At 59.6% G+C, this 24842-nt stretch carries 23 protein-coding genes, 1 tRNA gene and 2 pseudogenes; 25 read left to right on the top strand and 1 reads right to left on the bottom strand.

Features of this window, described 5'->3' with window-relative positions:
• Positions 1–610 precede the first annotated feature (610 nt).
• The 4 genes and pseudogenes from ACZ9IU_RS28380 to ACZ9IU_RS28365 all read left to right on the top strand — a co-directional run.
• A pseudogene (locus ACZ9IU_RS28380) lies at positions 611–820 on the top strand (CatB-related O-acetyltransferase); the annotation flags it as partial.
• A gap of 89 nt (positions 821–909) precedes the next feature.
• Positions 910–1755: a hypothetical protein gene (locus ACZ9IU_RS28375; RefSeq protein ID WP_040124547.1), complete on the top strand. Its 846-nt coding sequence runs from the start codon at positions 910–912 to the stop codon at positions 1753–1755.
• Positions 1756–1897: 142 nt separating this feature from the next.
• Positions 1898–2671: a dTDP-4-amino-4,6-dideoxygalactose transaminase gene (rffA, locus tag ACZ9IU_RS28370; protein WP_498957828.1), complete on the top strand. Its 774-nt coding sequence runs from the start codon at positions 1898–1900 to the stop codon at positions 2669–2671.
• A 22-nt stretch (positions 2672–2693) separates the two neighbouring features.
• Positions 2694–2825: pseudogene (locus tag ACZ9IU_RS28365) on the top strand (NAD-dependent epimerase/dehydratase family protein); the annotation flags it as partial.
• 280 nt (positions 2826–3105) lie between these two features.
• Here the strand turns inward: ACZ9IU_RS28365 and ACZ9IU_RS28360 are convergent.
• Positions 3106–3702 carry an IS30 family transposase gene (locus tag ACZ9IU_RS28360; protein ID WP_437179072.1) on the bottom strand — a complete coding sequence of 199 codons (597 nt, stop codon included), beginning with the start codon at positions 3700–3702 and terminating at the stop codon, positions 3106–3108.
• A 118-nt stretch (positions 3703–3820) separates the two neighbouring features.
• Here ACZ9IU_RS28360 and ACZ9IU_RS28355 point away from each other — a divergent pair, with 118 nt between their 5' ends.
• The 21 genes from ACZ9IU_RS28355 to ACZ9IU_RS28255 all read left to right on the top strand — a co-directional run bounded on the left by ACZ9IU_RS28355 (position 3821) and on the right by ACZ9IU_RS28255 (position 24545).
• Positions 3821–4105, top strand: coding sequence for a BrnT family toxin (locus tag ACZ9IU_RS28355; protein ID WP_040124548.1), 285 nt, complete (start codon positions 3821–3823; stop codon positions 4103–4105).
• The gene (locus ACZ9IU_RS28350) at positions 4081–4398 is read left to right on the top strand and encodes a BrnA antitoxin family protein (RefSeq protein ID WP_040124550.1); all 318 of its coding nucleotides are present in this window, start codon (positions 4081–4083) and stop codon (positions 4396–4398) included. The genes ACZ9IU_RS28355 and ACZ9IU_RS28350 overlap by 25 nt, the downstream gene beginning before the upstream one ends.
• Before the next feature lie 58 nt (positions 4399–4456).
• Positions 4457–4526, top strand: a tRNA-Phe gene (locus ACZ9IU_RS28345).
• A 346-nt stretch (positions 4527–4872) separates the two neighbouring features.
• Positions 4873–5853 (top strand): Bug family tripartite tricarboxylate transporter substrate binding protein, encoded by a 981-nt coding sequence (locus tag ACZ9IU_RS28340; RefSeq protein WP_040124553.1) that lies wholly within the window; start codon positions 4873–4875, stop codon positions 5851–5853.
• Positions 5854–5918: 65 nt separating this feature from the next.
• Positions 5919–6752, top strand: a complete 834-nt coding sequence (locus ACZ9IU_RS28335) for an amidohydrolase family protein (RefSeq protein WP_051900403.1) — start codon at positions 5919–5921, stop codon at positions 6750–6752.
• Positions 6753–6767: 15 nt separating this feature from the next.
• Positions 6768–7265, top strand: a complete 498-nt coding sequence (locus ACZ9IU_RS28330) for a nuclear transport factor 2 family protein (protein ID WP_040124555.1) — start codon at positions 6768–6770, stop codon at positions 7263–7265.
• A gap of 44 nt (positions 7266–7309) precedes the next feature.
• Positions 7310–7789, top strand: a complete 480-nt coding sequence (locus tag ACZ9IU_RS28325; RefSeq protein ID WP_040124556.1) for a tripartite tricarboxylate transporter TctB family protein — start codon at positions 7310–7312, stop codon at positions 7787–7789.
• Between the two features lie 7 nt (positions 7790–7796).
• Positions 7797–9308, top strand: a complete 1512-nt coding sequence (locus ACZ9IU_RS28320) for a tripartite tricarboxylate transporter permease (protein WP_040124557.1) — start codon at positions 7797–7799, stop codon at positions 9306–9308.
• Between the two features lie 227 nt (positions 9309–9535).
• Positions 9536–10759: an MFS transporter gene (locus ACZ9IU_RS28315; RefSeq protein WP_040124558.1), complete on the top strand. Its 1224-nt coding sequence runs from the start codon at positions 9536–9538 to the stop codon at positions 10757–10759.
• Between the two features lie 210 nt (positions 10760–10969).
• Positions 10970–11770, top strand: coding sequence for a helix-turn-helix domain-containing protein (locus ACZ9IU_RS28310; protein ID WP_051900409.1), 801 nt, complete (start codon positions 10970–10972; stop codon positions 11768–11770).
• Positions 11771–11856: 86 nt separating this feature from the next.
• Positions 11857–12738 carry a beta-keto acid cleavage family enzyme gene (locus ACZ9IU_RS28305; protein ID WP_040124559.1) on the top strand — a complete coding sequence of 294 codons (882 nt, stop codon included), beginning with the start codon at positions 11857–11859 and terminating at the stop codon, positions 12736–12738.
• Complete coding sequence (locus ACZ9IU_RS28300; RefSeq protein WP_051900411.1) at positions 12738–13202, top strand: PaaI family thioesterase; 465 nt, start codon at positions 12738–12740, stop codon at positions 13200–13202. The genes ACZ9IU_RS28305 and ACZ9IU_RS28300 overlap by 1 nt, the downstream gene beginning before the upstream one ends.
• Before the next feature lie 113 nt (positions 13203–13315).
• On the top strand, positions 13316–14083 hold the full coding sequence (locus ACZ9IU_RS28295) for an HpcH/HpaI aldolase family protein (RefSeq protein WP_040124560.1): 768 nt from the start codon (positions 13316–13318) through the stop codon (positions 14081–14083).
• 23 nt (positions 14084–14106) lie between these two features.
• Positions 14107–15021, top strand: a complete 915-nt coding sequence (locus tag ACZ9IU_RS28290) for a cupin domain-containing protein (protein ID WP_040124561.1) — start codon at positions 14107–14109, stop codon at positions 15019–15021.
• 32 nt (positions 15022–15053) lie between these two features.
• Entirely contained in the window at positions 15054–15968 is a 915-nt protein-coding gene (locus ACZ9IU_RS28285; protein ID WP_040124562.1) for a DUF6282 family protein, read from the top strand.
• Between the two features lie 439 nt (positions 15969–16407).
• A complete protein-coding gene (locus ACZ9IU_RS28280; RefSeq protein ID WP_157885294.1) occupies positions 16408–18360 on the top strand; it encodes an AfsR/SARP family transcriptional regulator in 1953 nt (650 codons plus the stop codon).
• Between the two features lie 40 nt (positions 18361–18400).
• Entirely contained in the window at positions 18401–19411 is a 1011-nt protein-coding gene (locus ACZ9IU_RS28275; RefSeq protein ID WP_040124565.1) for a phosphatase PAP2 family protein, read from the top strand.
• Between the two features lie 34 nt (positions 19412–19445).
• Complete coding sequence (locus tag ACZ9IU_RS28270) at positions 19446–21143, top strand: S8 family serine peptidase (protein ID WP_051900413.1); 1698 nt, start codon at positions 19446–19448, stop codon at positions 21141–21143.
• A gap of 354 nt (positions 21144–21497) precedes the next feature.
• Positions 21498–22862: an aKG-HExxH-type peptide beta-hydroxylase gene (locus tag ACZ9IU_RS28265; RefSeq protein ID WP_157885295.1), complete on the top strand. Its 1365-nt coding sequence runs from the start codon at positions 21498–21500 to the stop codon at positions 22860–22862.
• A gap of 61 nt (positions 22863–22923) precedes the next feature.
• Entirely contained in the window at positions 22924–23637 is a 714-nt protein-coding gene (locus tag ACZ9IU_RS28260) for a ThiF family adenylyltransferase (RefSeq protein ID WP_051900416.1), read from the top strand.
• Positions 23634–24545, top strand: a complete 912-nt coding sequence (locus ACZ9IU_RS28255; RefSeq protein WP_040124567.1) for a class I SAM-dependent methyltransferase — start codon at positions 23634–23636, stop codon at positions 24543–24545. Before ACZ9IU_RS28260 ends, ACZ9IU_RS28255 begins: the two co-directional genes overlap by 4 nt.
• Positions 24546–24842 lie beyond the last annotated feature (297 nt).

Below are 24842 nucleotides of genomic sequence, written 5' to 3'. Positions count from 1 at the left end.
ACTCGCCTTTGAAGTCGGCGGTAAAGGCGCAGAGCGCATCCACGCCGACAGTTAAGGTTTTTGGAGATTCCAATCGTCGGCATCGACGGTTAAGCCCTATGCATTCACGCGCCATAACTCATATGGCATCCAGCTAGCTTCTTGTGTGTTTTAGGAAAACATAATTTGACAAAAGCTAAGCTAAGCGGCTATCCAATCGGGGTAGCTTCCACATTTTCACCTGCGTTAGATTGGAGTTTCAAGGATGTTTTTACACGATTGGTTGTCACGTCGAAATTGGCGAAAATCAATCTTGTCGGCTCACAAAGGATTGTCGGTCTCTAAACAAAGTCGGTTTGATAAATACACTTCCTTCTCTGAGTATAACGTCTTACATAAAAATACGATTTTATCGCGAACGAAGCTCGGACGCTTCACCTACATTGCAGGAGCTTCAATCTCTAATGCGTCCATCGGCCAATTCTGTTCTATTGGGCCTGAAACAAAAATTGGCGGCTTTGGTCGGCACCCAGTCGATTGGGCGACAACCCATCCGGTATTTTACTCAACCAAGAAACAGGCTGGAGTTAGCTTCGTCGAGACTGACTACTTTGAAGAAGATGCCGAACCGGTAGAGATTGGGAACGATGTTTGGATTGGAGCGAACGTTCTTATTATGGACGGTGTGAGGATCGGAGACGGGGCAATCATCGCCGCGGGAGCAGTTGTAAACCATGACGTTGATCCCTATTCCATTGTTGGGGGCGTGCCGGCGAAGCTCATTCGCCATCGATTTTCCTCGTCAGTCATCGAGCGCTTCCTAAAGCTCAGGTGGTGGGATTGGCCGGAAGCAGAGCTGCGGCGGCGAGCCGCCCAGTTGCGCATGCCGGCAAATGGGGAAAGTCATCCGTTGTTTGAGAACAAGCTCGCGTGACAAATGTTTTGAGATTGCTATTCAATCGCGCTGAGCGAGCGGAGCTTAAGGATCGCATCCGCCGGCGGAAGAATTGGCTCAAGAAGCCGGGAGAAGAGCGTACAGCACTGCTGTCGACACGAGATCTCGAGAACCTCCACTCGGGGCAACGCTGCTTCGTCCTTGGAGCGGGATCATCGATTTCGCGACAGGATCTAAATAAACTGCAGGGTGAGACCGTCATCAGTGTGAGTAACACTTTCGTCCACCCGCTTTTCGAGACCATCAGACCCCGCTACCACGTTTTGCCGCCACTGCTTTCAAGTCATGGTGAGCTGTACTCGACGGAAAAGTTCGTGTCGTGGCTCCGTGAGATGGAACAAAAGACTTCCGACGCTGCAATGGTGCTGCATATCGGTGACCGAAACATGATTGATCAAAATGGACTGTTTCGTAATCGAAGTGTCCACTGGGTTGATTATATCTCGTGGAATGGCAACTTCAATCTCCCTGTTGATCTTTCGCAGATACCGAAAATCTGGTCGGTTTCCGAAACCGCTGTTACGCTGGCAGTTTACTTGGGCTTCAGCGAGATATACTTAATTGGCTTCGACCATGACTGGTTCAATGGCAAGCTCGTATACTTCTTCGACCATACCAAAGAGCACGCGATGAAGCCAGATCAAGCAAACCTCGACTTTGCTGACGCTGAATTCCAGATGCGTAGACACGCGGACATTTTCAGGAAGTATAAATATCTTTATTCCATTAGAAAAAACATCTACAATGCCAATGAAAATCCATCTCATTACATGGACGTGTTCCCGAAAGTTGATTTCGACGAGGTTTTCCTGAGGCAATAGTGGGACTGAAGCGGAATGGCGATAGTGGCGACGAGGCGCAGCGGAGAAACAGTGCGATACGGATTGATCTGAACCCTTCAGACTGGGTAATCATCATGCATACCACGCTCAAAGTGGAGAGTCCTTCAATCCGGGCACAGGAGTGACAGCATCGCATAGCGCCCAAAACTATGCGGGTGTAGCCTGCGAGATGGACGCCATCATGGACATTGCCAAACGACATGGTCTCAAGGTCGTGGAGGATGCGGCACAGGGCGTGATGGCGGCTTATAAAGGCCGGGCGCTAGGCAGCATTGGTAATCTCGGGGCGTACAGCTTTCACGAAACCAAGAATGTAATTTCAGGGGAAGGCGGAGCCCTGCTGGTGAACGACCCCGCTTTGGCGGTGCGCGCTGAAATCATCCGCGAAAAAGGCACGGATCGTGGTCGTTTTTTTCGAGGCGAGGTCGATAAATACACGTGGCAGGAGGTGGGTTCTTCATTCTTGCCGGGTGAGCTGATCGCGGCTTTTCTATGTGCCCAGCTTGAAGAAGCCGAGCGCATCACCAATCACCGTTTGGACATTTGGCAACGTTACCACGCGCTTCTGGAACCGCTTGAGGCCAAGGGATTGCTTCGCCGGCCCATCGTGCCGGATGATTGCCAGCACAATGCCCACATGTACTACGTATTGCTGGCGCCGGAGATTGATCGTCAAAACGTGCTGAATGAGTTGAAGAGGAATGAGATTTTCTCGGTCTTCCATTATGTGCCCTTGCATTCGTCGCCTGCCGGGAAACGGTATGGCCGCACGCAGGGCGGGTTGGAGATGACCACGATGCAGTCGGAGAGGCTTGTGCGTTTGCCGTTGTGGGTTGACCTGACCGCGGAGCAGCAGGAACATGTCGTCAAGGTTTTGAATAATGCCATCGGCTGACCCACCAGGAGGGTCGACGGGAATGAAAATTCTGGTTACCGGCGGAGCCGGCTTTATCGGTTCGGCGGTTGTCCGTCACATCATCCAGAATACCGGCGACTTGGTCGTCAATGTCGATAAGCTGACCTATGCCGGAAACCTCGCAGAGTGGCGGTGACGCGATCAAATCGTCCGACGACGAGCGTCTAGAGCCCAGGGCTAGACCTGTGCGCACTCCACTCGCCGAGGGCTAAGCGCGCCAGCGGATCCAGCCACACCACAGGCCTTACGATAGGCTTCGGCTTCCGAGCGGATATGGCTCAGCTGACCTTCTGCGAAGCGCTTGTCCTCTGGGGTGACCGACCAGGCCGAGGTGATCACGCCGCCCTCTCGACCGGAGCGATTTTTTGGAGAATCTACACCAAGTGCGTCATTGCCGATTGCAGGGTAGGGGATCAGCCACCTTCGCGCAAATGGGCGATAAACACTTCGGCCGGTGTTTTATAGCCGAGGCGTTTGCGCGGTTGCGCATTCAGGTGATGGTCGAGGTCGACGAGCTGTTGCTGTGTGATGTTCGATAGGTCGGTGTTACCGGGCAGGAAGCGGCGGATCCTGCTTGTTGGCGTTTTCCACGGCATCTTTCTGCCAGGGTGAGTTTGGTCGCGGAACCAGCTCCTGGCGCCGATCCCGTCTTCCAAAGCCCGGAAGCCGGCAAATTCGGTACCGCGGTCGAAGGTAAAGCTGCGACGGGCAAAAGATGGCAGGGGCGAGAACGCGTCGATGATCTTGTCCATGATCGGCCGCGAGTGGCGACTGCGGTTCTTGATCAACACCGTGTAACGGCTCTTGCGCTCGACAAGCGAAGTGATGTTGGCCTCGCCAAGTTCGCGTTTGAAGATCAGCAGATCGCCTTCCCAGTGGCCGAACTCGGACCTATCATCAACAAAATCAGGCCGTTGCGAGATCCGGCACTCAAACGGGATGAGCCCGTCACGCGGCTTGCGGGATCCACGCGGCAGGCGTCGGAGACGTCGCGCTGGCTTGCTGTGCAAAGCTGGATCAGGTTGATTTTTAAGGCGTTTTCTTAGCAGTTATATGAAGGCGCCAAGCGATATGGAGCCGCTGTGCGTGCTGTTAAGTGCGGCTTGATATCCCTAGCTACATTAAATTATGAAGAAAATGTGGGACGAGCCCAAGCGGCTGGCCAACCTCGAAAAGCATGGTTTCGATTTTGCTGACGTAAGCGATCTCGATTGGGCGAGCGCCGTCACAGAGGAAGGCAAACCAGATGCTCTTGGCAAAAGACGCTTGAAGGCCATCGGTTACTTTCGCGATGGGACAGCCGCAGCCATTTTTGCGACACTCGGAACTGAAGCAATATCGATTATCAACTTTCGCCCAGCAAGTGAAAAGGAAAGAAGGAAGCTCCCATGGCCACCAAAAATCAAAAAATGAAGAGTTTTGAACCGGGTCGTGGTTACACGAAGGAAGATTGGGATGCTGTCGATTTTCCCGAGCTAACCGCGGAAGAGCTCGACAACATGCGCCCCGCGATGGACGTGCTACCGGCAAAGTTCTTCAAGGCGATGGAGGAGCATCGCAAATCGCGTGGGCGCCCATCGTTGGAGCATCCCAAAAAGCAAATCACTCTCCGATTGGACGAAGATGTAATCGCTAAATTTCGCGCAAGCGGAAAAGGTTGGCAGGGTCGGATAAACGAAGCTTTGCGAAAAGCTTCAGGTGTATAGCCGGCTCATAAAACTAGCGCATTTTTAGCGCAGCGCGGTATTCACTTTAAGTTCCTCAATAGCTTATCGGGTGTGTCAGCGGATTGAAAATCCGCGTGTCGGTGGTTCAAATCCGCCTCCGAGCACCATTATTTCAAAGCTCAATCAAGTCACTATCGCGGTTTGCGATTTGCCTGTCGCGCTCATGTGCTTCCGAGATCTGGCAGAGCTTCAACGAAGACGGCTCTCCGCCGGTGAGCTGATCGACGCAAGTCCTCATCCTCCTCAAGGTCATTGCCGGGACCATTTCTCCCACGTCACCCACGTTGACGAACTCGAAAAGGCTCGCCCTGGCCTCCACCGATTGCAGATCCCTATTTCAACCTTTGAAACAGATGCCCCGCTGCAATAGCCGAGGCTCGGCTTTTGTCTATGATCCAAATCCACCGGAACAAGAAGCATCAAGCGCCGATCCGGGTTGAGGGAGGAGAAACAATGCGCAGGATACTGACATCCATCGGTCTTGCCTTGCTGGCGTTCGCGGGTGTGAACGCAGCGAGCAGTGCCGGGCTGGCGGCGGAATGGCCGAAGGACAAGCCGGTCACTCTGGTTCACGCCTTTTCGGCAGGCAGCGATTATCTGGCGCGGCTGGTGGCCGCGGCGCTGGAAAAGGGCATCGGGCAAACGGTCATTGTCGAAAACAAGCCGGGGGCTGGCGGTGCGATCGGCACGGGCTACGTGGCCCGCCAGAAGCCGGACGGCTATACGCTGGTCACCGCCTATCCGGGACCGGCTGCCAATTTCACCAACACCATGCCCGGGCTGGCCTATAAGCCGCTGCAGGATTTCGAACACATCATCCAGTTTTCCGTGGGCGACATGGTGCTGGTGGCCCGCAAGGATTTTCCGGCCAACAATTTCAGCGAGTTGATCACCTATGTGAAGGAGCACCCCTCGCAGGTGAGCGCCGGCAACAACGGCATCGGCTCCTACGGTCACATGATCGAGACCGCGATCATGGATATGGCCGGGATCGACATCAAGCTTGTCAGTTATAAGGGCAGCCCGCCGATCGTGACCGACATGCTGTCGGCGAGCCTGGATCTCTCCGTGGATTATCTCGGTGATGCCTATATCAAACACATCGAGGCGGGCACTCTAAAGCCGCTCGCGGTGATCTCCGCCAACCGGGTCAAGATACTGCCGAACGTTCCGACCCTGAAGGAGGCGGGGCTCGATCTCGTTGCCGTACCGTGGGGCGGCATCATGGCGCCCAAGGGTACGCCCCCGGCGGTCGTCAAGAAGATCAACGACGTGCTCACGGAATATCTGAAGTCGGACGACGCCATCCGGAAATTCGCCGTTGCGGGCCAGGTCCCGGCGCCGACCACACCCGAGGAGTTCCACAGGATCGTCGTCGATGAAGAAGCGCTGTGGCGGAACATCATCACCAAATACAAGATCCGGAGCGAATAGTCCTTCGGTCTCTCCGAGACCGAGAGCGGCGGCCGGCAGATTGACGAAATCCGGGAGCGCATCCGATGTCGAGTGATACCCTTGTCCGGTCACATCGGCCCGCCGACGCGCCGCTGGTGGATGCACATTTTCACATCTATACGACGGACCTGCCGCTGGCGCCTGACGCCTGGCACCGACCGCCGGAAGATGCAGGCACCGAGCGGCTGATCAAGCTGCTCGACGACCATGGCATCTCGCTCGGGGTGGTGGCTGCCGCCAGCTTGCATGGCGAATACAACGACTACGTTCGTGATGCTTTGCGCAGATATCGCCGCCTGCGGGCAACGGCAATCGTCTCTCCGTCCATCGGCATCTACGAGCTGGAGCGGATGCGCGACGACGGCTTCGTCGGCATCCGGCTGATGTGGAGAACGCTTGCGGAGGCGCCGGATATCACCTCGCCGGACTATCGCCGGCTGCTGCGGCGGGTCGCCGATCTCGGCTGGCACGTGCACCTGATCGAACGGGCGGATCGACTGCCGCGGATGATAGAGGAGATCGAGGCAGCGGGCGCGCGCGTGGTGATCGATCATATGGGCATGCCGGAGGCGGGCAAGGGTGTGGACGATCCCGGATTTCGCCTCGTCCTCAACGCGATCGATCGTGGCAATACCTGGGTCAAGCTTTCGGCGGGTTATCGGTTCAAGCCGCCCTCGGCCGCCGTGGATTGCGCGCGGGAGCTGGTGAAGCGGACGGGCGGGGAGCGGCTGGTCTGGGCGAGCGACTGGCCCTTTGCCGCCTACGAAAACAACGTGACCTACGGAGAGACCGTGGCGGCGCTTTCCGAATGGGTGCCTGACCCGGTCATGCGGCGACGCATCGGCGGTCGAAATGCCCTCGAACTCTACTTCATGTAAAAGCTGGAACCGGAAATGGATGCACTCGCGGAATTGACTGCCAAGGCCGAAATCCTGTCCCTCGTCACCGAGTACTGGAACGATGTCGACACCAATTGGGGTGCCGGTGCACATATGATGTTCACCGAGGATGGCGTGTTCGGGTCAGGCCCTTCCGCTTTTGTCGGCCGGGAGCAGATAAAGGCGTTTTACGACTGGCGCCGCAGCCGGGGCGAACGTGTTGCGCGCCATCTGATCAACAACCCGATCGTTTCGATCGAGAGCCGAGATCGGGCGACGATCCGATATATCATGACCATCTATGCGGTCGATGGCTTGCCGGTCCTGCCCATCAACGGGCCAAACAGCATTTCGGACGTTCTCGAAGTTGTCGTGCGCGATTGGCCGGATGGTTGGAAGATCCAGTCGAAGGTGTTTACCCATTTGTTCAAGGGGCAGGAGCCGACGACGACGATGCCGGCAGATCTGCGGGAGGCCCTGCTGCCGGAGGGCAGCTCGCAGGCTCAGAGCTAATTTCCATATCGTACCGATCGAATGCCGTTGAGGAGGAAAACAGCATGGCCATCGCAACGCGACAGCACCGCCCGCTCAGTCGCCGAAATGTCACTTTCGCCGCCATTTTCGTAGGTTTCAGCGTGGCTGTCGGCATCTACGCTTATGAAACGTTGAAGATCGGTACGGCGGCCGAGATGGGGGCCGGGTTCTTTCCCGTCATGCTCTCGATCGTGCTCGGGTTCCTGTCCCTGGCCGTGGCTTTCACGCCGATCCCCGCAGGCGCCCAGCCGTTGCGGTTCGCCCCGGTCAAGGCGTCCATTCTGATCATGGGGTCCCCCCTGGTCTTTGCAGCGTCCATCCAGTCGCTGGGTCTGGTGGCCGCAGTGGCGTTGACGATCTTCTTTTCCAGTTTTGCCAGCCGGTTTGCCACCCTGCGCCAATCCCTTCTGCTGTCCGTCGGTTTCACCGTCTTTTGCGTGGCGGTGTTCCATTATCTCCTGAACCTGCCAATCGCCCTCTGGGGCGACCTGATCACGGGTTAGAAACGCCATGGATATCTTTGCCAATCTCGCGCTCGGCTTCGGGGCGGTTCTTGAGCCTTCCAATCTGATGTTCTGCTTCATCGGCTGCCTGCTCGGCACGGCCGTCGGTGTGCTGCCGGGCATCGGTCCACTCGGTACGATCGCCATCCTGCTGCCGGTGACGTTCGGCTTTGCGCCGGAGGCCTCGATGATCATGCTGGCCGGCATCTATTACGGCGCCCAATATGGCGGTTCCACCACCGCGATCCTCATCAACCTGCCTGGCGAGGCGACATCGGCGGTGACCGCCATCGACGGTTACCAGATGGCGCGCCAGGGCAGGGCAGGGGCAGCGCTCGCCATCGCCGCGCTCGGCTCGTTCTTCGCCGGCTGCGTCGCGACGCTCGTTATCGCGCTGTTTGCGCTGCCGCTGACCTCGCTTGCTCTCAGCTTCGGTCCCTCGGACTATTTTGCGCTAATGGTGCTGGGGGTCGTGGCCTCGATCGCGCTGGCGCACGGTTCGGTACTGAAGGGACTTGTCATGATCGTGCTGGGCCTGCTGCTCGGCTGCGTCGGGACCGATGTCTATACCGGCAGCATGCGCCTGACGCTCGGCACGCTTGACCTTGCGGATGGCATTCCGATTATCGCCTTCGGTTCCGGCGTCTATGCGATCGCCGAAATCCTGCGTGGTCTCGAGGATGAAAAGGAGCAGGAGCGGGATGTGCTGACCACGCGCGTCACCGGCCTCATGCCCACCTGGGCGGATATCAAGGAGTCAGCCTGGCCTATCCTGCGGGGGACGGGGCTCGGTTGCATTCTCGGAATCCTGCCGGGTGGTGGCGCGATGCTGTCGTCCTTCACGTCTTATGCGCTGGAAAAGAAGATTTCCCGCCATCCCGAACTGTTCGGCCACGGCGCGATCGCCGGTGTTGCCGGTCCGGAATCGGCCAACAATGCCGGCGCCCAGAGCTCCTTCATCCCGATGCTGACGCTCGGTATCCCCTCGAACGCGATCATGGCGCTGATGATCGGCGCGCTGATGCTGCAAGGCGTGGCGCCGGGCCCCAATCTCGTCAATGAGAAGCCGGTTCTGTTCTGGGGTGTGATCGTCTCGATGTGGATCGGTAATCTGATGCTGGTGATCCTCAACCTGCCGCTTGTCGGGCTGTGGGTAAAGCTGCTCTCGGTGCGCAACCATTACCTTTTCCCGGCGATCATCGGTTTCTCGGCGATTGGCGTCTACAGTGTCGGCAACAATCCGTTCGATCTGGTCGTGATGGCGATTTTCGGAGTGGTCGGCTACGGCCTTACCAAGCTCGATTGCGAACCCGCGCCCCTGCTGCTGGGCTTTGTGCTTGGACCGTTGCTGGAAGAATACCTGCGGCGTGCCATGCTGCTGGCGGACGGCAATCCGCTGGTGTTTTTCCAGCGGCCGCTCACCGCCGGCCTGCTGTTTGTCGCGGCAGTGACACTCTTTGCGGTGCTGTTTCCGGCGATCCGCAACCGCCGCAGGGTCGTTTTTGCAGAAGAGGATTGAGAGCTTCTCCATCGTTGCCGGGCGGATTTTACCACGTGTTATGGCGCGATCGTGTTTCATGTCGTGAAATCGCCGCGCGGCGAAGGTGGACCCCTCGACCGTCCGGGTTGTAACTCATCGAAATCCGGCAAACAGCCGGACGGCGTTTCCCGCCCATCGACCAACCCCGATATTCACAGGTGAAACTTGCAATATCTGCTGAGTTTCCATTTTTTCCGGCTGTGCTGATGAGCGCTGACAAGGTCGGACGCTACAACCCTCTGCTTACCCTGAAGGACCCGCATTACCGCCGTTTCGCCATCGGGAGCATCATCTCCGTCCTCGGCATGTGGATGCAGAAGATCGGCGTCGCATGGCTGGCATGGGAGCTCAGCAAGTCGCCATTCTGGCTCGGGTTGATTGCCGCCGCCGACATGCTGCCGTCGATCTTCCTCAGCAGCTTTGCCGGCTCGCTCGCCGACGCGCATGACAAGATCAAGGTACTGCGTTCGGCCCAATCGGTCGCCATCCTGCAGTCCGTGGCGCTGGCCCTGCTCTCGTGGCTGGGGCTCACCACCGTCGAAGTGCTGCTCGGGCTCACCCTGATCCTTGGAATTTCCAGCAGTCTCGAACAGCCGGCGCGGTTATCGCTCATTCGGGAAATCGTGCCTGCGGACTATCTGCATGCGGCAGTGGCGGTCAATGCACTGAGTTTCAACCTCGCCCGGTTCGTTGGCCCGATCATCGCCGGGCTGTTGATCAGTAAAGTCAATGTCGGCGTAACCTTTGCGGCGAGTGCCGCGGCAATCGCCTTCTTCTCTTATGCACTGGCTATGATCCGGGTCCAGAAGGGTATCGATCGACCCTCGGACGGCGTTCAGCGATCGGGCACCGCCGATGGCTTTCGTTATGTGCTTCGCCACAAAAGCCTTCTGGTGACGTTGGGGCTGCTGGGGATGACAGGGATCAGCGTCAACGGGATCTTGCAGATGCTTCCGGCCATCTCCGACGCCCTGTTCGCAAAAGGCATAGACGGGTTCGTGGGACTGATGGCGGCTTCCGCCTTCGGATCGGTGGTCTCGGGCACGATAACCCTGCTGCGACCGCCGAGTGCGAGGGGCCTGCTCGGTATCGCGTTTGCCGCGATTTGCGCCACCGCCGCTCTTGCCGTGCTCGCATTGACGCCGAACTTTCACCTCGCGCTGATTGCGATCTTCTGCATGTCGTTCGCCAACATGTATGCGGGGATCGCCGGACAAGCCTTGCTGCAGCTGGAGAGTGAGCCCGGCAAGCTCGGCCGTGTGATGGGGATCTACAGCATGATCATCCGTGGCGGTCCCGCGGTCGGTAGTTTCGTCATCGGAACCGCGGCGACGTTTGTCGGCATGGTCATTCCCATCGTCGGCGTCGCGGCGCTTGCCGCCTGTTATTCCGGCGCCATCGCGCTGGCCTTCCGCCGGCAGCAATCGTGACCGTTTTCATTTCATCTGCTGAAATGAAAAAAAGAAGCCTCTGGCCTCATCGCCCGGCGGGGACTACCGTTTGCTTAGGCATTGGTTGGGAGACTGGTGCAGAGGGAATTCTGGGAGGAGTTCTGGATGCTGGATAGCGAGCTTAAGGAGAGACCGGCCAGATCTCCGCAGCTGCCGAAATATAACGATCTTCATTGCAGGGCTAACTCATTGCGTGGCAGCGTCGACGAACACAAGGCGTCCTATGCCCCAGTCGAATCCGCCCGCCGGGTTCTGCTGCTGCTTCAGGCGCTCAATGCCCAGCGTATCGCCACCATCGGTTCGCTGCATCAGGTAACGGGCCTTTCCAAGTCGACGATCGTCAGAATGCTCGAAACCTTGATCAGCGAAGGTTACGTCGTCCGCGACAATTTCGTCGGCGGCTATAGCGTCACCTCCAAGGTCGTCTCGCTTGCTTCCGGGTTCAGCGGCGCGCCGTTGCTGATCGAGGCGGCACGGTCGCGGGCGGTGGCGTTGACCAACGATATCAAGTGGCCCGTGAGCCTCGGAACGCTGCGCGACGGCCACATCCTGGTCAGTTTCACCACGGCGCCGATCAGTCCCTGGTCCTATCCGTTTCCCGTGCTGCACCGGTTCCTGGATCTGGAACTGACCGCGATGGGGCAGTGTTACCTGGCGTTCTGCGATGACGAGGAGCGTGCGCTGCTTTTGAACGCACTGACCCAGCAGCGCCGCGGGCAGGGCAAGCCGTTCGATGCCGCGCGGGTGCTGAGGGACCTCAGGGCAACCCGCAAGCGCGGTTATGCCCGTGTCGGCGGACCGCGGCGGGTTTTCGATTTCGTGGCTGTCCCGATCCTCGACGGTCAGCGTTGCTCTGCCTGCATGGGGGTCGGCTTCTATCGTACCGCGGTTCCGTCCGATCGCATCGTGGAGAGCGTAATCCAGCCCATGCTCGAGACCGCATCCGCCATAAAAGTGGATATGCGCAACCTCAATAGCGCCGGCTACTGAGCCACAATCAACACTGATCCGCTGGGCGTGCTCGATCGGGGCAGGCCTCGCTGTGTCCAATCGTGACCAACCCAAAGAGGGATCCAATGAAGCGTAAGGTTGTGCTGACATGTGCCGTCACGGGCGGCAGTGCTTTATCCAGGAACAGCCAATATGTACCGATTACGCCCGAGCAGATCGCCAATGAGGCGATTGCAGCCGCAAGGGCCGGTGCTGCCTCGGTGCATATCCACGTCCGCGATCCGCAGACAGGCGCCCCCTCCATGAAGTTCGAACTTTATGAGGAAGTAATGCAGCGTATCCGCCACTCCGGAGTGGACGTGATCGTCAATCTGACAGCCGGTCCGGGCGCTGGCTATGCGCCGACACTGGACGAGACTGCCGTGCCGCCTGTCCTGTCTCCGACCGTTCGCACCGACCATGTCTCGCGCCTGCGCCCCGATATCTGCACGCTGGATGTGGCGACCATGAATTTCGGCGATCGGGCGATCGTCAACACGCCGCCGCATCTGATCGCCATGGCGAAATCCATCCAGGCGGCCGGTGTGAAGCCGGAGCTTGAAGTTTTCGATATTGGCCATGTGGGCGTCGCGGTGCGGCTGCTCGAAGCCGGGCACCTGCCGCAACCGCCATTCTTCCAGTTCTGCCTCGGGATTCCGGGCGGCGCTCCGGCGACGACCGAGGCGATGCTTCTGATGCGCTCGCTGATACCGCCGGCCGCCATCTGGTCTGCCTTCGGCATTTCCCGTTTTCAGATGCCCATGGTCGCTCAGTCGGTCATCCTCGGCGGCCATTGCCGCGTCGGGTTGGAAGACAATCTTTACCTGGAACACGGTGTTCTGTCCGAAGGCAGTGCGCCGCTGGTCAAACGCGCGGTGGAGATCATCAGGGCCCTCGGGGCCGAGCCCGCGACGCCGGCGGAAGCCCGCGAGATCCTGTCGCTCGAAGCGGCAAGGATGGCCGCCTGATGGATGGTCTCGACCCGGTTTCCGAGGCCGCCTTCGATCCTGCCGCGGCAGGTTGGACGAAGCGCCGGTCCAACCCTTTCTCCGATGTGGTCGGGCCGTTCTGGCAGAAGCAGGAGGATGGCCAGATCCTCTTCGGACTACTCTGCACGCCGCAGACGCTGAACAATGCGCGCGTGATGCATGGAGGCGCGCTCGCGACCTTCTGCGATCAGGCATTGGGCGGCACGCTCCATGAAACCTTGTCGCGCGGTCGAGACCCCGATGCACCGCCGGTGCGGTCCGTCACGGTTCAGCTCAACGTGCAGTTCCTCGCGGCCGTGCGGCCGTTCGATTTCGTGATCGCCCGCTGTCGCGTCACCCGAAAAACGCGCACGCTGGTGTTCCTGGACGGGCTTGTGGAAGTGGGCAACGAGGCTGTCGCATCGCTGCAGGCGGTGTTCAAGCTGGTCAAGCCGGTCGGCTGAACAGGTCCGCCGGATTGTATTTCAGTCATTGAAATGTCCCCACGCCGACCCTCGCCGAATGCCGCCAAACGCCGCAGAGTCACAGAAACAAAGCGGCCTCAGGGAGGAAAAATATGCCACGGACGGAGTTTACGGCGCGGTTCAGGGCGTCTCGGCAACTGCTCGGCACATTCGTCAAGACACCCACCAGCCATGCCTCGGAAATCTTGGGCGGCGCGGGGTTCGATTTCGTGGTCATTGACGAAGAGCACGCGCCGATCGATCGTTTCGCGACCGACCAGATCCTGCTGGGATGCCGGGCGAACGATATCGCCGGCCTCGTCCGGGTGCCCTCGTCGGCCCCGAGCGCCATCCAGTCGGTGCTCGATTGCGGCGCCAGCGGTGTGCTGGTCCCGCATGTAGCCTCAGTCGAGATCGCCCGCGTCGCGGTGGCCGCCAGCCGATATCGCGGCGGAGCCCGCGGTTTTTCCAATTCGCCGCGGGCCGGCGGTTATGGCACGACCGGCATGTGGGCGCATATCGAGGCGCAGGATCGCGATATCGCCGTGCTGGCGATGATCGAGGATCGCGAAGCGATCGACGTCATCGAGGCCATCGTGGCCGTCGACGGGCTCGACGGGATCTTCATCGGCCGCGGTGACCTGACGGTTTCGCTCGGCGCCAAGTCGGCGAGCGAGCCGGTGGTCAAGGATGCTGTTGCGCGCATCATGGCCGCCGCCCGCAATGCCGGCAAACCCATCTGCATCATGGTCGGCTCGGTGGATGAGGTCGCGCCGTTCCGGGCGGACGGCGCAAGCGCCTTCATCGTTTCCTCCGATCAGGCCCTTTTGCGCGCCAGCGCCAACCGGATCCGCGCCGAATTCAGCGCGGCCGTCAACTGAAACGATCACGTCAGGAATTGGACATGTACGCAGCAAATGACCCACGGGCGGCGCTCAATACTGCAACGGCCCGCAGCAATCCCGCTCCCGCCGCCTATAAGGGCGCGGAATATGCCCGTTTCTATGATGCCCCGCCGCAGGAGGTGACGGGCGGCAGCGAGACCTATTATGCGCGGGGCCAGAACCTTGTGGTCGCGCACACCAGGGGCAAAGCCGGCCTCGTGCTTTCCAGGACCGACCAGGTCGACGAATATGTGGTTCTGCTTCCCAACAAGGATACGCCGGTCGAGGTCCGCTGGAACGGTCAGAGCATTGTGGTTGGCGGCTATTGTCTCGTCGTCGTTCCGCCCGGAGACAGCGAGGTGCATCTGAAAGGCGACGGCGAGGTGATCCGGCTGATCACCACCCGCGCCGACGATCTCGTCGCCAAATGCTCGAACGCGGACTCCTATCTGAGCCCAGACCCGAACGTCCCGCCGTTCGAGCCCTGGCCCGACCCGGTCGGCGGCCACAAGCTGCGTCAATACAGCCTTGACGTACCGCCGGAACCCGGCCGCTTCGGCATCATCTTCCGCTGCTCGACGATCATGGTGAACTTCCTGCCCGGCAGTGGGCCGCGCGACATCACCAGGATGTCGCCGCACTTCCACGACGATTTCGAACAGTATTCGCTCTGCGTCGCGGGCGCCTACATCCATTACCTGCGCTGGCCCTGGATCAGCGATCTCAATGCCTGGAGGCCGGACGACGCGGAGCTTTGCGCAGCGCCCTCCGTCGCCGTCATTCCGCCCCCGGCCATCCACACGTCCCGGTCGATGGACCCGGTGAAGAACGTCCTGGTCGACATCTTCAGCCCGCCGCGCGCCGATTTTTCCGCCAAACCCGGCTGGGTGCTGAATGCCAACGAATATCCCGCGCCAGGCAACACCGCACGCTGATCCGATTATCAGCCCTTAAGGGAGTACTTTGCATGACCGAAGCGTCCGCCGCCACCACCGACAGAAACGCCGAAATCGCTGATCTTCTTGTCGGCGCTGTCGATCTCCACTGCCATAGCGGGCCAGCGGTCTTCCCGCGGCTGCTGGATCACTACGAAGCCATGGTCGAGGCGTCCGCAGCCGGCTTTTCCGCCCTGGTCTACAAGGATCATTTCTACCCTGGCATGGCGCATGCCAAGCTGCTTGAGACGCTCTATCCGGATGCGGGCGTGCGCCTCTATTCCGGTGTCGCGCTCAACAATGCGAGCGGCGGTATCAATCCGCATGCGGTCGATCACGCGGTCAAACTCGGCGGCAAGATCGTCTGGATGCCGACATTCGCGGCGGCGAACCATATCGACAAGAGCGCCAACGAGACCAAAAATTATCCAAAGAGCGCCGACCCGATGCTGCCGCCCATTCCGCTGAGCGTGCTTGACGAGAACGGCAAGCTTACCAAGGAAACCAATGAAGTTCTCGACGTGATCGCTGCCGGCGACATCATTCTCTCGAGCGGGCATCTCTCGGTGGACGAGCTGAAAGTGCTCTATCCGGAAGCCAAGCGGCGTGGGGTGAAGAAGATGATGATCAATCATCCCACCTATGTCATCGGCTGCTCGGACGACGATATCCGGGAACTGAGCCGGCTTGGCGTCTATATGGAACATTCCATCTGCATGTTCATCCCCAACGAGCGCGGTCCAGCCCGGTGGGACGCTGCTGAATTGCGCCGCCTCGTGGATCTGGCGGGCGTGGAGATGACGATATTCGGCTCCGACCTCGGCCTCGTGAAGATGCCGCGTCCGGTCGAAGGATACCGCGCCATCGTCAACGACCTGCTCGACCTGCAGGTGCCCAGGTCCGATATTCGCAAACTGGTGGGCGGCAATGCGGTGGAGCTGCTTTGAAAGGCACTTACCCATGAAGCACGTGCTGCAAGCGATCAGCAAACTGTAAACGTGCCTACCCAAAATGGCGGATGACCCCTACCAATATTAGGGGGCTTGTCACGGAGAACGGATAGGATGAATGGCCAAGGGATCCCTTGTATTATAGGTCAACTGGCCATGGGATCAGCCGCTCCCATTTCCAGGAAACGGCACATTGCCGCCGCTGCCCTGAAAAGGGCAGGCAGATGTCTTTTGACCATGGTCGAGCTGTCGGAAGGGACGGTTGCACTATCGGGGAAACCGGACGTCTCGGATCAACACGACGGTTCTCCAACCCGAGAAAATGTAAAGGCTCGGCTTCAGTGCAACGCGTCAGGCCTCGTTTTTTAACGCTGTTTTGACGCTGCTTTGACAGCGGCGCGCTAGGGCAATCCTACGGTTTCCTGGGATGCTCTTCATGCTTCAATTCGTTGATGGCCACAACGCTGGCATGCATTACCGAAGCACAAGTGCGCCTGTCGCGCTCTTGTCAAGGGACGCTTTTGTGTCAGACTGCCTGTCGGACGGGCGGCCTGGGTTCGATGATATCATCGAAAGGGGCACAACACGAGTTGGACCGATGGATCGCATGGATGAAAAACATGCAGTGTTCCGGATGTACCTGCTTGGCCCATTCAGCCTTGTCGATAACAAGGGGAAATCTGCCACACCCAGGTCCCAGAAGGCCCAGGCAATCCTTGCAATGCTTGCTCTGTCTGCGCGAGGATCCCGCTCTCGGGTTTGGCTGAGAGACAAATTGTGGAGCGACCGCTCCGAGGATCAGGCGGCTGCCAGCCTAAGACAGGCCCTGCTGGATATTCACAAAGCCCTGGGTTCGTGTCGCGATCTCATCATCGCCGACAAGAACACGGTGTGGCTGGATATGGACAGCATCGCGCTCGACACCGATGAAATGCTCCGCAGCGAGCGCCTTGCGGATCAGATCACCGATGAACTGCTCGAAGGCATGGATATCCGCGATCCTGAATTCGAAGACTGGCTGACCGTCGAGAGGCAGAACTGGTACCGACGCATCGAAGAAGGGCGCGTCGACGACGTGTTCGAGCCTCGCCAGCAGCCCCGCCGCGACGTCAGCACGCTATCGGCACTGCTGCCTTTGACAGGCTTGCCCGACCAGCGCCCGACCGATATTCCCCCGGCCACTGCAGGCAATGATCCGGACAAGCCGCCGTCCCCGGACAATATCCAGTGGACCATCGCTCTCCAGCCGCCGATTGTCGTTGGCGCCGGAGATGGCGGACAGATCGCGGCTTTGCAGTTTCAGAACCTGCTCGCCAAGGCGATCTTCGATGGATTGGGGCTCGGCATTACCGATCTCTCCTTCGATCCGCACCTTGGCCAACCGGATCGAAAGATGGGCCTGCCACTGTGTCTTCAACTGCGGCTGACGTACGATGGCAGTCAGGTGTTGGTAGAGCTGGCGATCAAGCATCTGCTGGACAACAGGATCATATGGCTTGGCAGCCGTATGATCGGACGCACCCAGATGGAGCGGTCCGAATACGGGATCGCCGCGGCTCTGATCAGCCAGGCGGTCGACCAGCTGTCGCTGTTTCAGGAGCTGAGCGCCGGCGACGGTCGCCTCGGCCGCGATGGTCTCTTCATCGATGCGGTCAACGCGATTTTTCGGCTTTCGAGAGGCGATCTCGAAAAAGCGGAAAGGCAGCTGCAGGAGCAGATTCAATACCAGCCGCGAGCCTCTGCCTTCGCCTGGCTGTCCTTCATCCGCACATTCCAGGTCGGCCAGCGCTTCAGCGCGCTGGATGCCCATCTGATCGAAGAGGCCCAGGCCTATGCGCGAAAGGCCCTTGAACTCGATCCGAATAATTCCGTCTCCCTGGCGCTGGTCGGACACGTTCATTCGTTCCTGTTTCGGGAATACGACTACGCGGCCGGTCTGTTCGAGAAGTCGATCCGCCTGAACCCGGCCTTGCCGCTGGGATGGGATCTCTATGCCATGCTGCACTGCTATGCGGGGCAGCCGGAGAAGGCCAGTGCAATGGCGCGGTGGGTTCAGGAGCTCGGCGTCTACAGTGCCCATAAATATTACTTCGATACCACGAAATGCATCAGTGCCGGGCTGGCAGGTGACCATGTGGCAGCGATCGCGGCAGGCGAGGATGCGCTGCATTCCCGGCCGAACTTCAATAGCCTGTTGCGCTATCTCGCCTCCAGCCATGCTCACGCGGGCAATTTGGAGGCGGCGCACCAATATGTGGAACGGCTTGATAAGGTTGAAAACGGGTTTTCCATAACCTCGTTTCGCGGCACGGGCTATCCATTGCTCAGTACCGGCGGCGGAAAGCTGCTGCTCGACGGCTTGATCAAGGCCGGCGCCAGAATTCGCTAAGGCAACATTACCGATGATCCGATTTGAGTGGGGCTGGGGCATGGTAGGGGAAGCAACTTTCGAGGCGCAATCAAAGATTGTTCAGTTTATGAATTCCTATAAATTTAGAGTTGAACCCGACACGGTGCTCCCTTGCGAGCCGAGGCCCGTCGAGGCCCCCATTCCGGAGGCGCTAGCACCGCCGCCCGCTGCGCCGGCTCCTTTGCCTGAGGAAGGTCCCCCCATAGACGAACCGCCGTTGATGATGGCGACAATGGCAGCTGCCTCCGTCCTCAACAAGAGCGTTGCGAACAAGTCGGTCCTCAACAAGGCCGCGCTGAACAAGAACAAAAATAAAAACAAAAATAAGAACAAAAACAAGTCGACGATGGACGGCGCAAGCCTCGGCGTATCGCAGCTCATTCCGGCGTTTGAATTGCGCCGCTTGCACCAGCAGCCGTCGCGCAACGCGTTCACGGCCGCGCGGCGCTTTACCTGGGAAATGCTCGACATCCTGCCGCCGCCCGGCCCGGACTACACCCGGCTGGAAGCAGCGGTACTACTTTCCATGCAGCGGCGCGATCGTGAGCGGGCGAGGCGATTGCCCGACATCCAAGCTGAGGCGACAATTTCCGTGTCGGAATTCACCCGCGCCTTGCATATCGAGGACATCGGCGGGTTCGAACAGACCGAGGGATTGTTTCAGGCGATCCTGACCGCCTGCGAATATGTCGGGCTTCTCTACAAAAGCCAGTTCAACAGGCTTCGGCCGAACCAGTTCGAATCCCTGTTGCGGCCGCTTCTGCCCGTGCCGGTGCACGAGTCCTATCCCAGCAACCATGCCTTCCAGTGCTTTTCGATCGTATTCGCTTTCTCGACGATCCTGCCGGAACATCCCGCGACGGACGACCTCGCCCGTATCGCGCAGAACGTCGCTGAAAATCGCGAATGGGCCGGATTGCATTATCCGAGCGATACGCAAGCTGGCCGGGATCTGGCGCGTCGCTTCGCCCCATACCTTCATGATGCGTTCGGGTCGCTTTTCCAGGCGGTCCACGACGAATGGGTTTGAGGCCGGTTTTTATTCTTTGGGGAGAACGAAGGTCATGACGTCCGCCGACATGGAAGCGCTGCAAGCTGTACCGATGGACTACTACTATCTCTGGCATCTGACGGCCTTGGGCGTCATCGACGCCGATTACGGTTCGCCGCCGATCGTACCGCCGTCCGAAAACGAGACCGCCGCATCCCCAGTCCCTGACCCGGAGATCGCGGGAAGTGTCTGGGATACGATTGCGGCTGCCGGTCCTATCCATCCCGCCCGCGTCGCGCTGATCGATGTCGGAATAGCGCCCGATCATCCGAATTTGGCGACGCGGCTTGACCGGGAAGCCTCGATCGACCTCACGACCCATCGTTACGGCTCGCGCGTCGCCGAAATCCTCGACGCAACCACTTCCTTCGATCGTGAAGAAAAGCAGGCGTTCTTCGCCGGGCTTGATATCACCCCGCTCGGAAATCTCGGCCTGTCCAACGATGATCGGGAATATCTCGACGATATCGTCGCGGAATATGCAGCCTCGCAGGGCGTCGTCCGCCGGCTGTTCCAGCCGGAGTCGCTTTTTGCTTCCCATGGCACCTGCTGCGCCGGGCTGATCGTCGGCGAACCGGCCGTGGCGACGCAGGACGAGGTCCCGCCCGCTCTCCCCGAAGGCATATTCTACGGTGACGGCGGCACGCCATGCCCGAGCGCCAATCGCAATGTTCTTCCCTATTTCGGTGTCGATCCCTTGTCGCGGGTGATCTCGATCAGGACGTCGTTCGAGGACGATGTCCTGCAGTTCATCGCCGCGTTTCTCTACGCGTACCATCAGCGCGTCGACGTCATCGTCATGCCACGCGGCTTACCGGACCCGAAACGCAGCCGGGTCATTCCGAAGAACGAATTGAAGGCCGATCTCGAACGCTGGAAAAATCAGGTCGCTGCCGATCTGTTCGCCCGTATTTCGCTGGCCGAACATGGTGGTGCCGAGCTGGAGCCCAAAGCTGCGCAAAAGGGATCAAACCCTGATCGGGCGTGGCACATCCTCAAGAGGCTCATCGTCGCCATCAGCCACCATATCCCGATCGTTTGCGCGGCGGGAAACAGCGGTGAAAGCCAGTTGATCTATCCGGCCAGTCTGGCTGCCGATGACAACGGGGTCATCGCAGTCGGTGCGGTGACGGTCGAGGGCTACCGCTCAGGATACAGCAATTACGGCGAGGGGCTTACGGTCGTCTCGCCATCCGATGACGGCGAAGTTTTCAATCGTCATCAGTTGCGTATCGATCGTCTCTCTCCTTTCGCCGCGCAGCATGACTATCAGGCATTCGGACTGCGGGAATATCAGTATTCGCACTTCTCGTTGCTGACGACCGATCTTGCCGGCGCATTCGGCTACAACCGGGGGGCCGATCCATGGTCGTCGATTGTGCCATTCGGAGCCAATCCCGGTATTGGCGGAGGCTATTACACGACGTTCGGCGGCACGTCCGGAGCTTCCGCACAGGTGGGGGGCATCTGCGCCTTGATCCAGCGGGCACATAAGAGCCAGAATGATGGCGATGCGCGGCTCTCAGGCCCCGCAGTCAAGTCGATCCTTCAGGCCACTTCCCGCCTGGATGCGACCGTAGCGCCCGGAATGCGCGCTCTTACTCCCGATTGCATGAACGCCGATGGCGAAGATACTCTCGAGATGAGTTACTTCTTCGGGTTCGGCCTGCCCGATGTCCCCGCAGCGATCGCCGCCGTCTTGACTCCCTGACACCGGCTCTCGGCAAGGATCACCAGAATTGAAGCCCCCTGAAATGGGGGCTTTTTTGTCGGCGAAACGTCCTTTTAACGGAAGTTTAACGCAGTGCTGGCGTGCCGATGACGGGTTGGCAAGAAGCTCCTCTTATCGAAAGACCAGACGAGATCGTGGTTTCAAGCCGGATGGCCGTCGATGCGGCCGGTTCCGGCGGCAACTGATCTTCCCTGGAGTGGCGCGCCTCATGACGAGGTTTGAAAGCGTCCGGGGTGAGGAGAGCTTAAGATGTCTGCTTATCAAGTCGAGCAGTTGGCGGATCAGGCGAGAGCCTTGCTCCAGCGCAATCCGCTCTTTTCGAGGTCCGGTTTCGTGAATGCGGCTGCAACGGGCAATATGCTGAAACAGCGACCTCGTTATGCCCGAATTCTTGCGGCCGCTTCCGAACTGCCGGAGAGCGTTGAAAGAGTCGAGGCCCTGGCCGCCTATTTCCCGGGCCTGTCCGATGGCGGATATCATGATGCCGACGCTTTCCTACCCACTTCAGCCTTCCTGCCTGTGCGAAGCGACCCTTACCGGTCTGTCGCTCTGGCTGCCTGGATGGATGAGCTTCAGCGGGCGCTGGAAAGCTACGTTGATGGCGCCAGTTCCGAGGTTGTGGACGACAACCTGCAGCCTCGTCTTGTGGCCGAAGACCTTGCGCTCGAGCGCCATCCGGTGCATCGACTTTCCTGTGGTATCGGTCTTGTTCTGATCGACAGTCTGGAAGCGAGCCGCACCCTGGGCAAGCGCATCGCCCGTTGCCTGCCGGCCGATCCCTGCCTCGAACATGCCCAGACGAGCGACCGCGATATCGACCGGATCGCCGATCATCTCGCCGAGGCCATTACCTTGATCTCGACCGTCGATCCCGGCAGCTACCAACGGCTGACTGCAGGCCTTCATACCCTTTATATCGGCACCCGGCGCGGTGCGATAAGCTCGGTCTCCAGCTCCGGGGATCTGCCGGGGAGTGCCGTCGTGGTCCTGTCGCAGGAAAGACTGGACGCCGAAGACTATCCCGCGACTGCCGCGGAGCTTCTGCGCGAAGCGGGGCATGTCCTGCTGCGGCTGTACACCGCGGCTGCGCCGTTATCGCTGCCCGCCGAACTCCGTTACGTCTCGCCATACACACATAGTTTACAGACGCTCGAAAGCATCCTGCATATGGCCTACGCCATTCCCTGGGAGTGTGCCGTTCGCATCGCATGCTTGCCTTTCAGAGCACCGCCTGAGCACCGCGCGCGGGAAGCAGCTTTTGTTATTGCGTATGCTGCCCGCCTGGTTCCGCTCATCGATATCGCCCGCGAGGGGATCGAGCGTCTGGGCGGCGATGTTCTTCTCGACCTCCGGGACATCGCCGTCATTCCATCCTGGGGCGCCGCAATCTTGGCGCTCATCGACCGGCTCCTGGAACGGGAGCCGATGGCCCGGCGCCAGGCTTATTACGCCCAGCGCCGGTGCGTCGTGGATCGTCAGGCCTGGGATCTCGGGCAGGTGATTCTGCGGGGAGAGCAGCCGATCGACCCAAGGATGGGCCGGCCGATGCTGCAGAGCAGCGGCGACGGTCTTAGCCTCTGGTATGATGGCCGGCTCCATACGATCCGCAAAGCCACCATCCGACCTCCCGATGCGCTTTCCATTCAAGATGTCGCGCTGGCGGGAACGTCAGGTTCGACCGTGATGGCGCATGCGTGATGGGCAAGCGCGGTTCGTGTGAATTCGCGGCAGTCCTCGACTGGATCAAAGGTAAACGATCATGAAAGCCTTCGAATATCATGCCGATCTCTTTGATGTCATTCACGACACGGATTTCGTAATTGTCGGATGTGGAGGCCTCGGCTCCCAGATCGCCTCCCAGCTTGCGGCACTCGGGGCTCGCAATTTCTTCCTCGTGGATGGCGACCGCATCGAAGAGAGCAGTCAAAACCGAAGAAGCCGGGCGGCGGCGGATACCGATCGACTAAGGAGCGACCGGTTGGCAACCTATCTCGCCTCCCGCTTTTCTGCCGCGGTCGCGATCATGACCCAGTTCGCCGATGGAGCGGAGGCTGCCCGGCTCACCCTGGCCCGTACGCGTAAACCTTTCCTGATACTCGCGGAGGACAATGTCTCCCTGGCCCGCCAATTCCTGGCGGAATATCACGCGACGGCGCCAGTGCCTCCACCTTACCTGCATGTCGGCCAACTCGGCCCGTTTTGTGTCGCCGGGCCGCTGGTGGCGCAGCCGGATGACGCCTGCCCCTTCTGTTGCTCGACATTGCCGGCATCGGCCGACCTGGGGGGGGTAACGCCGCCATCGCCGGCCGACAACGCGCTGATCGCCTGCTTTGCGGTTTCGCAGATTGCCATCGAACGCCTTACCCACCGCAGTTCATTGCGCGGCCATCGCTGGCTCTTTGCTCCAGCCACGGGCCACGCCTCGCTGCATCCCGTTTCCAAAAGCCACGATTGCAAGGTGTGTCAACCATGAAGACCCTTTCTTCCCAGGACTACTATTTCTCGATCGTCGCCGCCCTGAAGCAGAAGAACGTGCCGCCTGGCGGAGAAGCGATGATGGAGGCGATTCTTGCCGCCATTCCCGGCGGTTCGCGCAAGATCGTCGACTTCGGCTGCAATACCGGCTGGATCAGCCGCAGGGTTGCACGGGCTTTTCCGCAAGTCGAAGTAATCGGCGTCGACGAAAATCCGTCGATAATCGAGGTCGCGCGCGAGGTGGCGCGGCTGGAGGATTCGACAGCGGTATTTTCCCGCACCGACACGGTCGCGCTTCCCGACCTCATCTCGGAGGCGGACGTCATCATATGCGGAGGAAGTGCTGCCTTTTTCGACCGGCCGCTCGATCTCTACCGGATGGTGGCGCGATGCCTGAGGCCCGGCGGACTCCTGATGGATTGCCACTATGTCTACGACGCCGACGTACCTCCTTCTCTTCGCCAGGAGGAGAAGGAAATGTTCGGCCTGGGGTGGACGCCTGACGGACTGAACGACATCGTGTCCGTCCACGAAGACGCAGGATTCAGCGTCGGAAAGATCAAGCGGCTGCCTCGGTTCCATTTCGAAGACAGTGCTGGAGCCCGGGTGGCACGCCATATCCTGCACGCGGTTCCGAAGATGCAGGAATTGGCGGAGGCGATGGCGAAACGCCGCCGGCTGATCAGCAAGCTGGCGCATCACCGACACCCCTATCTGCTGATAGCGCGCACCGGCGAACAGATCGTCGCCGAAGGCGTGACGCCACGCGAACGCACGGAAGTCCCGATGGCGTTCGACGCGGTCACGTCCAATCGTCATGTTTCCGCGCGCCGCCCGATTGTCGCCCGGCGCAGCTTTTGGCGGGAGGCAGCAAGGGCGGTCAGCCTGCAAGGCGCATATCCGTAAGACCCGGACCGACATCACTCAAATTGTCTCGTGGATTACTCAAAACCGCAGGCCTCGTTCAGATAAACGTTTGCTGCCGAGCCAGGCTTTTACGGCCTGAATGCTGCGATGAAATTCGCGATTTCAGCCAGATCAGATTCTCCCCCAAACGCTCAGATGTTGAGATTTCCCCGGTCAGTCTTCGCAAGGCTGGCTGTTTGCTCGTCGCGATATTCCATTCTGTTGGCTTTTGTACCTTCGTTGGGGCGAGAGATTCGAAGTATTGAGATTCTCTTCATTGTTTTCCCGTTCACCGCG

Source organism: Mesorhizobium sp. USDA 4132 (genome assembly GCF_056279545.1).
Note: the sequence above shows the minus strand (reverse complement) of the source record. Positions and strands in the feature narration are given on the sequence as shown.